Below are 13,420 nucleotides of genomic sequence, written 5' to 3'. Positions count from 1 at the left end.
CTCTCATCCGTTTCTAAGGTAGATGGGGGCAGCCAGCCGCGCTTCAACCCCCCGGTCCGATGGATCCTGATTAACTTTTCCCGCGCAGCAGCCAATCCAGCGCCCGCCCCGGCAGCAGCCGGCGCAGCAGGCTGAGCGCGTGGGCCACCAGCGTCACTGGGTAGCGCAGGCGGGCGGTGGGACTCTCCAAAGCATGGCGCAACTTAGGCAATACCGCCTCTGGCGGCAGCGTGAAACGTGCGGCGATGCCCGGATTTTTCACCGGCTTGTCGCTCTGCGTCTGGTTGACGTTCTGCGTGAAGTGAGTGCTGAGCGGCCCCGGCTCAATCAGGCTGACCTGGATGCCGGTGCCGTGCAGCTCCATGCGCAGGGTGTCAGACCACGCCTCCAGCGCATATTTGCTGGCGGCATAGGCGCCGCGGCCCGGCGTGCTCACTAGCCCCATCACTGAACTGGTCTGGATGATGCGCCCCTCGCCGTGCGCCAGCATCGCGGGCAATAGCCGCATGGTCAGTTGGTGGACGCCAAATAGGTTGCTGGCGAACTGCCCCTCCAGCTGGCTACGGCTCAGGGTGTGCAGCGGGCCATAGACGCCAAAGCCGGCATTGTTGAACAGGCCGTAGAGCCGGTTGCCGGTCAGGGCGATCACCTCATCAGCGGCGCGCTCGACGCTTTCAGGGTCATCCAGATCCAGCGCCAGGCTCTCAAACCCTAGCTCGCGCAGGTTGCCGACATCCTCCAGACGGCGGCAGGCGGCCAGCACCCGGTAGCCGCGGTTGCGCAAGTCCTGCGCGGCAATCAGGCCAATCCCGCTGGAGCAGCCGGTAATCAATACCGCTTTTTGCATAACTTTACCTGTCCACTTTCCCTATTTCTTAAGACGCATGATTTACTAAAGGGGCGAGACGCTCTGCCATCCAGTCCGCGATAAACGGCTGGGCGTCCCGGTTGGGATGCAGGCCGTCGTCCTGCATCCATTGCGGCTTGATTGCCACCTGCTCCATAAAGAACGGCAACAGCGGCACTTCATACTGCGCCGCCAGCGCCGGGTAGATATTGTAAAACGCGTCGCCGTAGCGATGCCCATAGTTGGGCGGCAAACGGATTTGCATCAGCAACGGCTGGGCGTCCGCCTGTTTCACCAACTCAATGATTCTGCTCAGGGTTTGCTGGATGTCCTGCGGCGCAAAGCCGCGCAGTCCATCGTTGGCGCCCAACTCAATCAGCACCCAACGGGGTTGATGCTGTTTTAGCAGGGCCGGCAGGCGCGCCAGCCCCTGCGCCGCGGTATTGCCGCTGATGCTGGCATTGACCAGCCGTGGCGCGGAGGGGGACTGCCGCCAGTTGTCGGCCAGCAGCGTCGGCCAGGCGTTGGCAACCGGCATCCGGTAACCGGCGCTTAAACTATCGCCTAAAATCAACAGGGTATCAGCCGCGGCAGCGCGCAGGCTGAACAATCCCAACAGCAAAAGGAAGGGCAGATGCCAGCGGAAAACGTTCTTGAAGTTCATCATCTTAGTAAGCACGTCGGTCAGGGTGAGCACAGGCTTTCCATCCTCACCGGAGTTGACCTGCTTGTCAAACCCGCGCAGACCCTGGCGCTGATTGGCGAGTCCGGCTCCGGCAAGTCCACGCTGCTCGGCATCCTCGCCGGGCTGGATGATGGCAGCGAGGGGGACGTGCGGCTGCTCGGCCACTCGCTCGGCAGCCTGGATGAGGAGGGAAGGGCGGCGCTGCGGGCGCAGAACGTCGGGTTCGTGTTCCAGTCCTTTATGCTGGTGCCAACGCTAAATGCGCTGGAGAACGTCCAACTGCCGGCGCTGTTGCGGGGCGACAGCGAGAAGCAGAGCCGTGAGCAGGCAGCCCAGCTGCTGGCGCAGCTGGGACTGGGGCAGCGCCTGACCCACTTGCCAGCGCAGCTCTCCGGCGGTGAGCAGCAGCGGGTGGCGCTGGCGCGCGCCTTTATCGGCCACCCGAAAGTGCTGTTCGCGGATGAGCCGACCGGCAACCTCGACCGCCAGACCGGCGATCGCATCGCCGACCAACTCTTCTCCCTCAATCGCGACTACGCCACCACCCTGATTCTGGTGACCCACGACAACGAACTGGCCGCGCGCTGCCAGCGCCGGCTGCGGCTGCGCGACGGCAAATTGTGGGAGGAGGCATGATTGCCCGCTGGTTCTGGCGCGAGTGGCGCTCCCCCTCGCTGCTGATTGTCTGGCTGGCGCTGACGCTGGCGGTGGCCTGTGTGCTGGCGCTCGGCACCCTCAGTGACCGCATGGAGAAGGGACTGAGCCAGCAGAGCCGCGACTTCCTCGCCGCTGACCGGGTATTGCGCAGCGCCCACCCGGTGCCGGAGGGGTGGCTGCTGGAGGCCCGCCAGCAAGGGCTGACGGTCAGCCAGCAGCTCTCCTTCATGACCATGGCCTATGCCGGTGACCGGCCGCAACTGGCGTCGGTGAAGGCCACCGACCGCGCCTACCCACTCTATGGCGAACTGCAAACCGATCCGCCGGGGCAGCGCGTCGCGCCCGGTCAGGTGCTGGTGGCGCCGCGGCTGCTGGCGCTGCTCGACAAACGCGTCGGGGATAATCTGGATGTGGGCGACACCACGCTGCGCATCGCTGGGGTGGTGGTGCAGGAGCCGGACGCTGGCTTCAACCCGTTCCAGATGGCGCCGCGCCTGATCATGGACATCAGTGACGTGGCGAAGACCGGGGCGATCCAGCCCGGCAGCCGCCTCACCTACCGCTACCTGTTCGCTGGGAAGCCAGCGGATCTGGCGCGCTTTGGCGACAGCCTGACGCCGCAACTGACGCCCGACCAGCGCTGGTATGGGCTGGAGGAGTCGGGCGGCCCGCTCAGCAAGTCGCTGCAACGCTCCCAGCAATTCCTACTGCTGTCGGCGTTGCTGACGCTGCTGCTCTCGGTGTCGGCGGTGGCGGTGGCGATGGGCCACTACTGCCGCAGCCGCTACGATCTGGTGGCGGTGCTGAAGACGCTCGGCGCGGGTCGGCGCGCGTTGCAGCGGCTGATTGTCGGCCAATGGCTGTCGGTGCTGCTGCTGGCGGCGGTGGCCGGTAGCGCCATCGGCAAGCTGTTTGAACTGGCGCTACTGCGCGCGCTGGCACCGGTGCTGCCCGCCGCCCTGCCACCGGCCGGGCTGTGGCCGTGGATCTGGGCGCTCGGCGCGCTGGTGCTGATCTCGCTACTGGTGGGGCTGCGCCCCTACCGCCAGCTGCTGGCAACCCAGCCGCTGCGCGTACTGCGCCGTGACGCGGTGGCCGCCGTCTGGCCGCTCAAATACTACCTACCAGCGATTCTCTTGCTAGTGGTCGGGATGCTGGCGCTACTGGTGGGCGGCAGCCAACTGCTCTGGTCGCTGCTGGCTGGCATTCTGGTGCTGGCGCTGCTGCTCGGCCTGATTGGCTGGGGCGGCCTGCTGCTGTTGCGCCGCCTGACGCTACGGCAACTGGCGCTGCGGCTGGCGGTCAACCGCCTGCTGCGCCAGCCGTGGGTGACGCTCAGCCAGCTCGCGGCCTTCTCGATGTCATTTATGCTGCTGGCCTTGCTGCTGGTGATGCGCGGTGACCTGCTCGACCGCTGGCAGCAGCAACTGCCGCCCGAAAGTCCCAACTACTTCCTGCTCAACATGACGCAGGAGCAGGTGCCGCAGGTGAAGGCATTCCTGCAAGCGCATCAGGTGACGCCCTCCACCTTCTATCCGGTGGTGCGGGTGCGGCTGAGCAAGATTAACCAGCAGGTGGCGACCGAGCGGGTGAAGGAGAGCGATCCGGGCGGCGAGGCGGTCAACCGCGAACTCAACCTGACCTGGCAGGCGGAACTGCCGCCCCACAATCCGCTAGTGGCGGGCCAGTGGCCGCCGAAAGCGGATGAAGTGTCGATTGAGCAGGGCATCGCGGAGCGCTTGGGACTGGGAGTGGGTGACCGGCTGACCTTCAGCGGCGACACTCAGGAGTTCTCTGCCACCATCAGCAGCGTGCGCAAGGTGGACTGGGAGAGCCTGCGACCCAACTTCTACTTCATCTTCCCGCCGGGCGCGCTGGACAGCCAGCCGCAGACCTGGCTGACCAGCTTCCGCTATCAGGGCGACAGCCGCATGGTGTCGCAGCTTAACCGCCAGTTCCCGACCCTTAGCCTGCTGGATGTCGGCGCGATCATCAAACAGGTAGGGCAGGTGCTGGCGCAGGTCAGCCGCGCGCTGGAGGTGATGGTGGTACTGGTGATGATCTGCGGCACGCTGCTGTTGCTGGCCCAAATCCAGGTGGGGATGCGCCAGCGTCGGCAGGAGCTGGTGGTCTATCGCACCCTTGGCGCGGGCAAACGGCTGCTGCGCGGCACCCTGTGGTGTGAGTTCGCGGTGCTCGGGCTGGTAGCCGGCGTGGCGGCGGTGGTCGGGGCAGAGGCGGCGCTGTGGCTGTTGCAGACGCGGGTGTTTGACTTCCCGTGGGAGTCGAACCTGATGCTGTGGTGGCTGCTGCCGCTGCTAAGCGCGCTGCTGCTGTCACTGTGCGGGGGCTGGCTAGGCGTGCGGCTGTTGCGTGGACGAGCGCTGTTCCGACATTACGAAGGCTAGCCAAAAAAGAACCCCAGCCTGGCTGGGGTTTTTTATGGGCTACAAGGTGGCCTGCGCCCAGCTGATGCCGCTCTGGTACTCTGGCGGCAGCAGCGGCACCAGCGCCGCCAGCGTCTGGCGCAGGGCGTCGCGATCCGGGTCGCTGAGGTTGAGGTGGCCCACCTTGCGGCCCGGCCGCACCTCTTTCTCATACCAGTGCAGGTTGACCAGCGGCAGGCCAAGCCACGCCAGATTAACGTCGGTGCCGATCAGATTGACCATCACGGCGGGGGCGCTCACCACCGGCTGCGGCAGCGGCAGGCCAAGGATGGCGCGCAGGTGCAGCTCGAACTGGCTGATGGAGGCACCATTCTGCGTCCAGTGGCCGCTGTTGTGGACGCGCGGGGCCAATTCGTTGATCAGCAGCCCCTGTTCCACCACGAAGCACTCCATCGCCATCACGCCGACGTAGCCCAGCTCCTGCATGATCGCCGACAGCATCGACTCCGCTTGCTGTTGCAGCGCGGCGTCTGGCGCGGGCAGGGCGACGCTGGTGCGCAGGATGCCCTCTTCGTGCAGGTTGTGGGTTAGCGGGTAGAACACCATGGTGCCGTCGTGGCCACGCGCGCCCACCAGCGAGACTTCGCCGGAGAAGGCGATGCCCTGCTCAACGATGCACTCGCCGTAGCACTCCGCAGGCAGGCTCGGCTCCTCGCCGGGACGCAGGCGCCACTGGCCGCGGCCATCATAGCCACCGACGCGGCGCTTGACGATCGCCAGATCGCCCAGCGTGCTGAACACCTGCGGCCACTCCTCGGCGGCCGCCAGCAGTTGCCACGGCGCGGTCGCCAGCCCAAGTTGGTCCAGCAGCTGCTTCTGCGTCAGGCGGTCAGCCAGCCGCGGGAAGATGTCACGGTTGACGAACGCCGGGTGATCGGCGAGCTGGCGGGTGAGGGCGGTCTCCGGCCAGCGCTCAATTTCAGCAGTGATCACGCTCTGTTGGAACGGCACCGCCTCTGGCTCGGCATCCAGCCCAACCGGGTAGACGGCGATCCCCAGCGGCTCGCCCGCCTGACGCAGCATCCGGCCAAGCTGGCCGTTGCCCAGTACGCAAACCGGCTTCATGCCTCCTCCCGCGGATCGGGATGGTTGAGCACCTCGTCCGTCTGCGCCTGACGCCAGGCCGCCAGACGGCTGGCCAGTTCGGCATCGTGCAGCGCCACAATCTGCGCCGCCAGCAGCGCCGCGTTTGCCGCGCCCGCCTTGCCAATCGCCAGCGTCCCAACCGGGATGCCGCGCGGCATCTGCACGATGGAGTACAGGCTGTCCACGCCACTCAGTGCCGCGCTCTGCACCGGCACGCCCAGCACCGGCACTAGCGTCTTCGCTGCCAGCATTCCCGGCAGGTGCGCCGCGCCGCCCGCGCCAGCAATGATCACATCAATGCCATTGCCCGCCGCCTGCTCAGCAAAGCTGAACAGCTTATCGGGGGTGCGGTGGGCAGAGACCACCTCAACGTGGAAGGCGACATTCAGCGTGGTGAGGATTTCAGCGGCAAACTGCATGGTGGCCCAGTCACTCTTGGACCCCATGACGATGGCGATCTTTGCCGGGGAAAGGTTGGATGACATGCCTGTAGTGCTCCTGTGAATATGCAAGCGTCGCCAGAGCGGTTGTTTCTGGCGGAGAGGGCGCAAATCATAGCATGGCCTGCGGGCAAGGAAAACGGTTGCGTAGCGCTGGCAGGCTGCGAAAATCGGGGGTAATTTGTATAATGGCCGCAAAATGACCCTAATAGGACAACGATTATGATGGAGTCCCTGCTGGCACCGATTCAGGAGTTCCTGCACTGCGCCACTCCGGCCCGCTGGATTGACGTGGCGCTCACCCAGCAAGATATTCTGCTGATCGACCACGCCAACTGTGAAAAGAAGGCCGCCGCCTCGGCGATGTCTTTGATGACGCGCTACTTGGATCGCACCGAGCTGCTGATCTGCGCCGCCCGGCTGGCGCGTGAGGAGTTGCACCACTTCGAGCAGGTGGTGGAGATCATGACGCGGCGCAATGTGGCCTATGTGATGCTGTCGCCGTCGCGCTATGCCAATGGCTTGCTGAAACATGTGCGCCATCAGGATGAGCTGGGGCTGCTGGTGGATCGGTTGATCATCGGTGCCTACATTGAGGCACGCTCCTGCGAGCGTTTCGCCGCCATCGCGCCGCACCTTGATGATGAACTACGCCGCTTCTACGTCTCGTTGCTGCGCTCAGAGGCGCGCCACTATCAGGACTATCTGTCACTCGCCCAACAGTATGCCGGTACGGACATCAGCGATCGGGTGGAGGAGCTGGGCAGGATTGAAGCAGAGCTGATCCTCTCGCCGGATGAGCAGTTCCGCTTCCACAGTGGGGTGCCAGCGTAAAATCAGAAGGGGAAGCGGGAGAGATCCACGCCCTGCGGCGTCACGGCGATCATCCAGCCCTCATGGTGCCAGGCACCCAGCACCGCGCGGTGTGCCTCGCCCGTCGGCAGGGCCAGCGTATGGATGGCCGGGCGGTGAGTATGGCCGTGGATCAGCCAGTTCACCTGATGGCGCTGCATCACAGCGGCCACCGCCTGCGGATTGACGTCCATGATCGCCATCGATTTGCTCTGGTTGGCCTGTTGGCTGTCCGCGCGCATCTTGCTGGCAATCTTGAGCCGCCAACGTAACGGCAGGCTGAGGAAGATGCGCTGAATCAGTGGGTTGCGTACCTTTTTGCGAAAGCGCTGGTAGCCTTCGTCGTCGGTGCAGAGCGTATCGCCGTGCATCACCAGCAGCCGGCGGCCATAAAGGTCCAGCACCTGCTCCTCTGGCAGCAGCGTCATGCCGCTGGCGCGGGCAAAGCGCTTACCGACCAGAAAATCCCGGTTGCCGTGGATAAAGTAGCAGGGCACCCCGTGCGCCGTGAGCGCCTGCAACGCCTGCGCCACCTGGGTATGCAGCGGCTGCGGATCGTCATCGCCAATCCACGCCTCGAACAGGTCACCCAAAATGTAGAGTGCGTCCGCACGGCGCGCTTCACCGGCCAGAAAACGCAGAAAACCGGCAGTGATTGCCGGTTCCTGTTCGCAGAGATGCAGATCAGCGATAAAAAGCGTGGTCATGCCGTCTTGGTGGCCTTACTCGCCGACGGTCACGCTGGTGATCACCACATCTTCTTTCGGCACGTCCTGGTGCATACCGCTGCGACCAGTGGAGACGCCCTTGATCTTGTCAACCACGTCCATGCCCTCAACCACTTCGGCAAACACGCAGTAGCCCCAACCCTGAGAGTTTTCCGCGCGGAAGTTCAGGAAGTCGTTGTCCACCACGTTGATGAAGAACTGGGCAGTCGCGGAGTGCGGATCGTTGGTACGCGCCATCGCCAGGGTGCCACGGGTGTTTTTCAGCCCGTTGTTGGCTTCGTTTTTCACCGGTGCGTCGGTGGCTTTCTGCTTCATGCCCGGCTCAAAACCACCGCCCTGGATCATGAAACCGTTGATAACACGGTGGAAGATGGTGTTGTCGTAGAAGCCTTTACGGCAGTAGTTCAGGAAGTTTTCAACGGTGGCCGGCGCTTTGTCGGCGAAGGTATTGATGACGATGTCACCGTGATTGGTGTGGAAAGTAACCATAATTATTCATCCTGCTTGATTGGAGAGGTGCCCCGCCGGGCGGCGGCACAATAGAGGGCTGTTATAACATAAACCCGCGGGCGGAGTCAGCAGCCGGCACGGTGGCCCAATTTGCTGATATGCTTATGCAGAGGCCGGGCGCGGGATGTTGCAAACACCGGGCGTTCAAGGTTCAATAGGCCTTTCGGCGGTAACCATCTCGACGTTTTACCCCTTTTTATTGCCAACCACACATGTAAACCACGGAATGACCCGATGCTAAAGATATATAACACCCTGAGTCGCCAAAAAGAGGAATTCAAGCCTATCCATGCCGGCCATGTTGGCATGTACGTGTGTGGGATTACCGTTTACGACCTGTGTCACATTGGCCACGGCCGCACCTTCGCCGCCTTTGACGTGGTGGCGCGTTACCTGCGCTACAGCGGCTACAAGTTGAAGTATGTGCGCAATATCACCGACATTGACGACAAGATCATCAAACGCGCCAATGAGAACGGCGAGAGCAGCGATGCGCTGACCGATCGCATGATCGCCGAGATGCACGCCGACTTTGATGCGCTGAACATCCAGCGCCCAGACGAGGAGCCGCGCGCCACTCGCCACATCGCTGAGATCATTGAGCTGGTCGAGCAGCTGGTGGCGCGTGACCACGCCTACGTTGCCGCCAATGGCGATGTGATGTTCGCTGTCGACAGCGACCCACAGTATGGTTTGCTGTCACGCCAGGATCTGGATCAGTTGCAGGCTGGCGCGCGCGTCGAAGTGGCTGACGTGAAGCGCAACCCGATGGACTTCGTGCTGTGGAAGATGTCCAAGCCGGGCGAGCCGAGCTGGACTTCACCGTGGGGCGAGGGCCGCCCCGGCTGGCACATCGAGTGCTCGGCGATGAACTGCAAGCAGCTCGGCCACCACTTTGACATCCACGGCGGCGGCTCTGACCTGATGTTCCCGCACCATGAGAATGAGATTGCCCAGTCCACCTGCGCCCACGACGGCCCCTATGTGAACTACTGGATGCACTCTGGCATGGTGATGGTCGATCGCGAGAAGATGTCGAAGTCCCTCAACAACTTCTTCACCGTGCGTGACGTGCTGGGCTACTACGACGCCGAGACCGTGCGCTACTTCCTGATGTCTGGTCACTACCGCAGCCAGCTCAACTACAGCGAAGACAACCTGAAACAGGCGCGCACCTCGCTGGAGCGCCTCTACACCGCGCTGCGCGGCACCGATGCCAGCGCCACCGCGGCTGGCGGCGAAGTCTTTGTCGCCCGCTTCAAAGAGGCGATGGATGATGACTTCAATACGCCAGAGGCCTACTCCGTGCTGTTTGACATGGCGCGTGAGGTGAACCGCCTGAAGGGTGAGAACCCGGCGGCCGCCAACGGACTGGCTGCCGAGCTGCGTACTCTGGCGGGCGTGCTGGGCCTGCTGTCGCAGGAGCCGGAGCAGTTCCTGCAGGGTGGGGCGCAGGCAGCGGATGAAGACGACGTGGCGCAGATTGAGGCGCTGATCAAACAGCGCAACGACGCGCGCGCCACCAAGGAGTGGGCGCTGGCTGACTCCGCGCGTGACCAGCTGACCGCGCTCGGCATCATCCTTGAGGATGGCCCGCAGGGCACCACCTGGCGCCGCAAGTAACGTTCGACCATAAAAAAAGGCGACGTATCGACGTCGCCTTTTTTATTGCCCGCTGGCCTCAACGGGCGGGGCCAGTTACGGCTTCACCACCACGGTAGCGCCATCGAACTCGACCTGTTGGTCAACCACGATTTTGCAGCGCTTGCGCGTTTCCACTTTACCGTTTACTTTCACCAGCCCGTCGGCGATCACGGCCTTGGCCGCGGCACCGCTTTCGCACCAGCCCTGGAATTTCAGCAGATCGCACAGTTCAACGTGCGGGTGTTTTTCGAGATTAAAAATGTCCATCTGTTCCTGACTTAACGCGCCGGACGCGTATACATGCATGAGTGTGCCGCCGTGCGGCGGCACCTAAGGGTTAACCGGCGTTATTGTCGTGGTACTCCTCACATGCCTGCAAGGTATTTTGGATCAATGTTGCTACCGTCATCGGCCCAACGCCGCCCGGCACCGGGGTAATGAAGGCCGCGCGCTCGGCTGCCGCATCAAAATCGACGTCGCCGACCACCTTGCCGCTCTCCAGCCGGTTGATGCCGACATCGATCACGATGGCGCCCGGTTTGATCCAGTCGCCGGGGATGAAGTTCGGCTTGCCAACCGCCACCACCAGCAGATCGGCGTTCTCGACATGGTGACGCAGGTTCTTGGTGAAGCGGTGGGTGACGGTAGTGGTGCAGCCTGCCAGCAGCAGCTCCATGCTCATCGGGCGGCCAACGATGTTGGACGCGCCCACCACCACGGCATTCAGGCCGAAGGTGTCGATGTCATAGCGCTCCAGCAGCGTGACGATACCGCGCGGGGTGCAGGGGCGCAGCTTCGGCGCACGCTGGCACAGGCGGCCGACGTTATAGGGATGGAAGCCATCCACATCCTTGTCCGGGCTGATGCGCTCCAGCACCTTGACGTTATCGATGCCGGCGGGCAGTGGCAGTTGCACCAAAATGCCGTCGATGGCGGTGTCGTTATTCAGCTTATCGATCAACGCCAGCAGATCGGCCTCGGAGGTGCTGGCCGGCAGGTCGTAGGAGCGGGAGAGGAACCCCACCTCCTCACAGGCGCGGCGTTTGCTGCCGACATAGATCTGCGAGGCAGGGTTCTCGCCAACCAGGATAACCGCCAGGCCGGGCGCACGTTTGCCCTCAGCCAGACGTTGTTGCACACGCGCCGCTACTTCGCTTCGAACCTGCTGCGCAATCGTTTTACCGTCAATAATTGTTGCTGCCATCAGTGGGAAATCCATCAAAAGTCATTATGCAGGGGAGTGCGCCTATTCTGTCAGAAGCCAGGCGCGCTGTCAGGCGCTGCGTGGAGATAAATTGGCGCACCCCGCGCCAAAAGCCGCCGGCGGCCGGGCGTTATCTCCTTGAGTTGTACATGGAATCGTCGTCCGGCAGCTTTCCGCTGCGATTTCGTTGACTCGTTGGGGAGGGTGGGTATAATTCCAGCCCACTGCCCCGTGGCAGCCGCATCACCATGCGCCCTTAGCTCAGCTGGATAGAGCAACGGCCTTCTAAGCCGTAGGTCACAGGTTCGAATCCTGTAGGGCGTGCCATCTCTTTTGTACGTTTAGCAATTTTTTGCTCTTTTATAGAAAAATTGTTACAAGGAATTTTTAAGAATCTAGAATTTCCTAATTGCACTTTTTACAAAGTTTTAGCTGTAATCAATCAAAAATTATAAGATCGCTGATTAATAAATAGTAAAAAATAATTTTATAATGTAGCAATGTAAGTTAATAATAGAATGCGCGCCTGTTTTTTTAATTGAATTAATTATTTATTTTTTTGTCATGAATTTTTTATTTCTTTAGAAATATGCAAGCTTGCGCTTTCCAAGTATGAAAAACTTCTTCAAAAATTATATCTATTGGAATCAAAGTCCTTAACTCACAGAGTTTTTGATAGGCTTCAATAGAATTACCTGCGACTCTAAATTTTTGAGCGGCATTAAAAATAACAAATGCTTTAATCGTATTGTCTGTGGAACTATCAATCGCAGATTGTATTGGAACAGAATAATTAAGTTCTAATAATATGTTTAGAGATTCGTTAAATACTTGTGCTCTTGCCTCAAAATCGCTTCCAATTAATGTTCTGTTGTCTATCGTAGGGTAAAGTAAGCTTGATGTTATATTTTGATGATTATTTATTAGATAATAAATTACGATCTCAGAAGCAGAGGATATTAAAGTGTTATAATCTTCGAGTTTATGGGTATTACAAATATTATATAATGCTTTTGCATGACGGTAGATTTTTATAATTGAGTCGGGAGTGTAAGCCCCAGAGCTTATTAGAGACAACAACATCAGGGAGATTGCTTCTAATATAGAATCAAGTTGAGAATCTAATTTTGAAAGTTTAATTAAATTAAAAAAATGATCTTCATCGAAATTTACTGTGCTAATGCTATCATAATGTTCGATAATGCAATTTAAAAGAAGCGCACTTTTAGGGGCCTCATTTTTTAATATTTCAAATAAGTTATCATAACAGCTTTTAAGGTTAGGCCTCAGCTCAGGATTAGGAATCAACATTTTATCAATCAAATTCATTAATTTTTCCTCAACTTCATTCTTCGGATACTGGTAATTTCTTTTCCCAGAAAAAGCCCATTTTTTCAGCTTTGAACCTTTCCATTTCTTAATGTTTACGTTTTCACTTGTCGTAGCAGGATGATATCCTTGAAAAAGTTCTGCAATTATCAAGCCGACAGCAAAAACATCTGGTTCAAATTGACCTTTGAATGTCTTTTCATCATGTTGTTCAGGTGACTTGTATACATTAGTACCACCGAGGTGATTATCGAAATATGCATTTGCAACACCAAAATCAGCAATCCTAATCGAATATTTCAATGAAGGGTCAACCCCTTCTCCTGGAAAATTTCTAAACTTATCACTAAGGTCGACATAAAGTATATTTTCAGGCTTTATATCTTGGTGATATATCAAGCCTGCTTTTTTTGCCTCAATTAGTCCTTTAATTATCTGTATCGAAAAGCAAATTACACCTATAAGACTAAGTCTCGATTGAATAAAGTGACTAATGTCCCCGTTACAATACGGCATGGAAACCATGGGGAATCCATTAACAATATTCACATCAAAAGGTTTTATCAATAAAGGATGATTAGAGTATTTAAACCAATTCCCTACTTCTCTTTCTATGTTTTTAATGGATTCGGTCGTAATACAAGAATAGTTTTCACTCTCAAATTCCTTGACTGTTTTATAAGCTAAGAATCTTGGGTTGCAATCCCTTTCGACCTTATATATTAAACCGCCTCGACCAGTATGCCTATCAATAATTCTACCTTTGAATAAATTTATCTCTAAAAATAATTTATTTTCATCGCTTAATTTCATGAGCTTCTCCATGTAAGCATTTGTGTTTTCTTATTGGTCATAATAACAATGAAATTATACTGTTAGGGATCTTAAACAATAGGCTGTAAGATATAATTTTATAGCATATAGCATATAGCATATAGCATATAGCATATAGCATATAGCATATAGCATATGCCATTGTAATGTCTCACTT

13 protein-coding genes and 1 tRNA gene are annotated in these 13,420 nt (G+C 58.5%); 5 read left to right on the top strand and 9 right to left on the bottom strand.

Going from position 1 to position 13,420, the window contains the following annotated elements:
- Positions 1–70: 70 nt before the first annotated feature.
- Positions 71–847, bottom strand: coding sequence for an SDR family oxidoreductase (locus C1N62_RS12525; RefSeq protein WP_137763949.1), 777 nt, complete (start codon positions 845–847; stop codon positions 71–73).
- Between the two features lie 28 nt (positions 848–875).
- A complete protein-coding gene (gene tesA / locus C1N62_RS12520; protein ID WP_168195895.1) occupies positions 876–1,511 on the bottom strand; it encodes a multifunctional acyl-CoA thioesterase I/protease I/lysophospholipase L1 in 636 nt (211 codons plus the stop codon).
- On the opposite strand from tesA, the gene ybbA reads away from it, so the two are divergent.
- Positions 1,482–2,168 carry a putative ABC transporter ATP-binding protein YbbA gene (gene ybbA, locus C1N62_RS12515; protein ID WP_137763947.1) on the top strand — a complete coding sequence of 229 codons (687 nt, stop codon included), beginning with the start codon at positions 1,482–1,484 and terminating at the stop codon, positions 2,166–2,168. The two genes, tesA and ybbA, sit on opposite strands and share 30 nt — an antisense overlap.
- A complete protein-coding gene (gene ybbP, locus C1N62_RS12510; RefSeq protein WP_137763946.1) occupies positions 2,165–4,597 on the top strand; it encodes a putative ABC transporter permease subunit YbbP in 2,433 nt (810 codons plus the stop codon). The genes ybbA and ybbP overlap by 4 nt, the downstream gene beginning before the upstream one ends.
- Positions 4,598–4,636: 39 nt before the next feature.
- Here the strand turns inward: ybbP and purK are convergent, their stop codons facing one another.
- Both purK and purE read right to left on the bottom strand, forming a co-directional pair.
- Complete coding sequence (purK, locus tag C1N62_RS12505; RefSeq protein WP_137763945.1) at positions 4,637–5,701, bottom strand: 5-(carboxyamino)imidazole ribonucleotide synthase; 1,065 nt, start codon at positions 5,699–5,701, stop codon at positions 4,637–4,639.
- Positions 5,698–6,207 carry a 5-(carboxyamino)imidazole ribonucleotide mutase gene (purE, locus tag C1N62_RS12500; protein ID WP_137763944.1) on the bottom strand — a complete coding sequence of 170 codons (510 nt, stop codon included), beginning with the start codon at positions 6,205–6,207 and terminating at the stop codon, positions 5,698–5,700. The genes purK and purE overlap by 4 nt, the downstream gene beginning before the upstream one ends.
- 177 nt (positions 6,208–6,384) lie before the next feature.
- On the opposite strand from purE, the gene C1N62_RS12495 reads away from it, so the two are divergent.
- Positions 6,385–6,996: a tRNA-(ms[2]io[6]A)-hydroxylase gene (locus C1N62_RS12495; protein ID WP_137763943.1), complete on the top strand. Its 612-nt coding sequence runs from the start codon at positions 6,385–6,387 to the stop codon at positions 6,994–6,996.
- 2 nt (positions 6,997–6,998) lie between these two features.
- On the opposite strand, the gene lpxH is transcribed toward C1N62_RS12495, so the two are convergent.
- Complete coding sequence (lpxH, locus tag C1N62_RS12490; protein ID WP_137763942.1) at positions 6,999–7,721, bottom strand: UDP-2,3-diacylglucosamine diphosphatase; 723 nt, start codon at positions 7,719–7,721, stop codon at positions 6,999–7,001.
- Positions 7,722–7,736: 15 nt separating this feature from the next.
- The gene (gene ppiB / locus C1N62_RS12485; RefSeq protein ID WP_137763941.1) at positions 7,737–8,231 is read right to left on the bottom strand and encodes a peptidylprolyl isomerase B; all 495 of its coding nucleotides are present in this window, start codon (positions 8,229–8,231) and stop codon (positions 7,737–7,739) included.
- 255 nt (positions 8,232–8,486) lie between these two features.
- Between ppiB and cysS the strand changes: the two genes are divergently transcribed.
- Positions 8,487–9,875: a cysteine--tRNA ligase gene (cysS, locus tag C1N62_RS12480; RefSeq protein WP_137763940.1), complete on the top strand. Its 1,389-nt coding sequence runs from the start codon at positions 8,487–8,489 to the stop codon at positions 9,873–9,875.
- A 75-nt stretch (positions 9,876–9,950) separates the two neighbouring features.
- Here the strand turns inward: cysS and ybcJ are convergent, their stop codons facing one another.
- Both ybcJ and folD read right to left on the bottom strand, forming a co-directional pair.
- Positions 9,951–10,163: a ribosome-associated protein YbcJ gene (gene ybcJ / locus C1N62_RS12475; protein WP_137763939.1), complete on the bottom strand. Its 213-nt coding sequence runs from the start codon at positions 10,161–10,163 to the stop codon at positions 9,951–9,953.
- Between the two features lie 70 nt (positions 10,164–10,233).
- A complete protein-coding gene (folD, locus tag C1N62_RS12470; RefSeq protein ID WP_137763938.1) occupies positions 10,234–11,100 on the bottom strand; it encodes a bifunctional methylenetetrahydrofolate dehydrogenase/methenyltetrahydrofolate cyclohydrolase FolD in 867 nt (288 codons plus the stop codon).
- Positions 11,101–11,350: 250 nt separating this feature from the next.
- On the opposite strand from folD, the gene C1N62_RS12465 reads away from it, so the two are divergent.
- Positions 11,351–11,427, top strand: a tRNA-Arg gene (locus tag C1N62_RS12465).
- A 246-nt stretch (positions 11,428–11,673) separates the two neighbouring features.
- Here the strand turns inward: C1N62_RS12465 and C1N62_RS12460 are convergent.
- Positions 11,674–13,242 carry a protein kinase gene (locus C1N62_RS12460; protein ID WP_168195859.1) on the bottom strand — a complete coding sequence of 523 codons (1,569 nt, stop codon included), beginning with the start codon at positions 13,240–13,242 and terminating at the stop codon, positions 11,674–11,676.
- Between the last annotated feature and the right edge of the window lie 178 nt (positions 13,243–13,420).

The sequence above is a fragment of the Nissabacter sp. SGAir0207 genome (assembly GCF_005491205.1).
Taxonomy (GTDB): Bacteria; Pseudomonadota; Gammaproteobacteria; order Enterobacterales; family Enterobacteriaceae; genus Chimaeribacter.
The sequence above is the reverse complement of the archived record's forward strand: the minus strand, read 5'-3'. Positions and strand labels throughout refer to the sequence as shown.

Bases quoted from the DNA above. Each gene is read 5' to 3' on its own strand.
- C1N62_RS12525 (WP_137763949.1), bottom strand. From the start codon at position 847: ATGCAAAAAGCGGTATTGATTACCGGCTGCTCCAGCGGGATTGGCCTG.
- ybbA (WP_137763947.1), top strand. From the start codon at position 1,482: ATGCCAGCGGAAAACGTTCTTGAAGTTCATCATCTTAGTAAGCACGTC.
- tesA (WP_168195895.1), bottom strand. From the start codon at position 1,511: ATGAACTTCAAGAACGTTTTCCGCTGGCATCTGCCCTTCCTTTTGCTG.
- ybbP (WP_137763946.1), top strand. From the start codon at position 2,165: ATGATTGCCCGCTGGTTCTGGCGCGAGTGGCGCTCCCCCTCGCTGCTG.
- purK (WP_137763945.1), bottom strand. From the start codon at position 5,701: ATGAAGCCGGTTTGCGTACTGGGCAACGGCCAGCTTGGCCGGATGCTG.
- purE (WP_137763944.1), bottom strand. From the start codon at position 6,207: ATGTCATCCAACCTTTCCCCGGCAAAGATCGCCATCGTCATGGGGTCC.
- C1N62_RS12495 (WP_137763943.1), top strand. From the start codon at position 6,385: ATGATGGAGTCCCTGCTGGCACCGATTCAGGAGTTCCTGCACTGCGCC.
- lpxH (WP_137763942.1), bottom strand. From the start codon at position 7,721: ATGACCACGCTTTTTATCGCTGATCTGCATCTCTGCGAACAGGAACCG.
- ppiB (WP_137763941.1), bottom strand. From the start codon at position 8,231: ATGGTTACTTTCCACACCAATCACGGTGACATCGTCATCAATACCTTC.
- cysS (WP_137763940.1), top strand. From the start codon at position 8,487: ATGCTAAAGATATATAACACCCTGAGTCGCCAAAAAGAGGAATTCAAG.
- ybcJ (WP_137763939.1), bottom strand. From the start codon at position 10,163: ATGGACATTTTTAATCTCGAAAAACACCCGCACGTTGAACTGTGCGAT.
- folD (WP_137763938.1), bottom strand. From the start codon at position 11,100: ATGGCAGCAACAATTATTGACGGTAAAACGATTGCGCAGCAGGTTCGA.
- C1N62_RS12460 (WP_168195859.1), bottom strand. From the start codon at position 13,242: ATGAAATTAAGCGATGAAAATAAATTATTTTTAGAGATAAATTTATTC.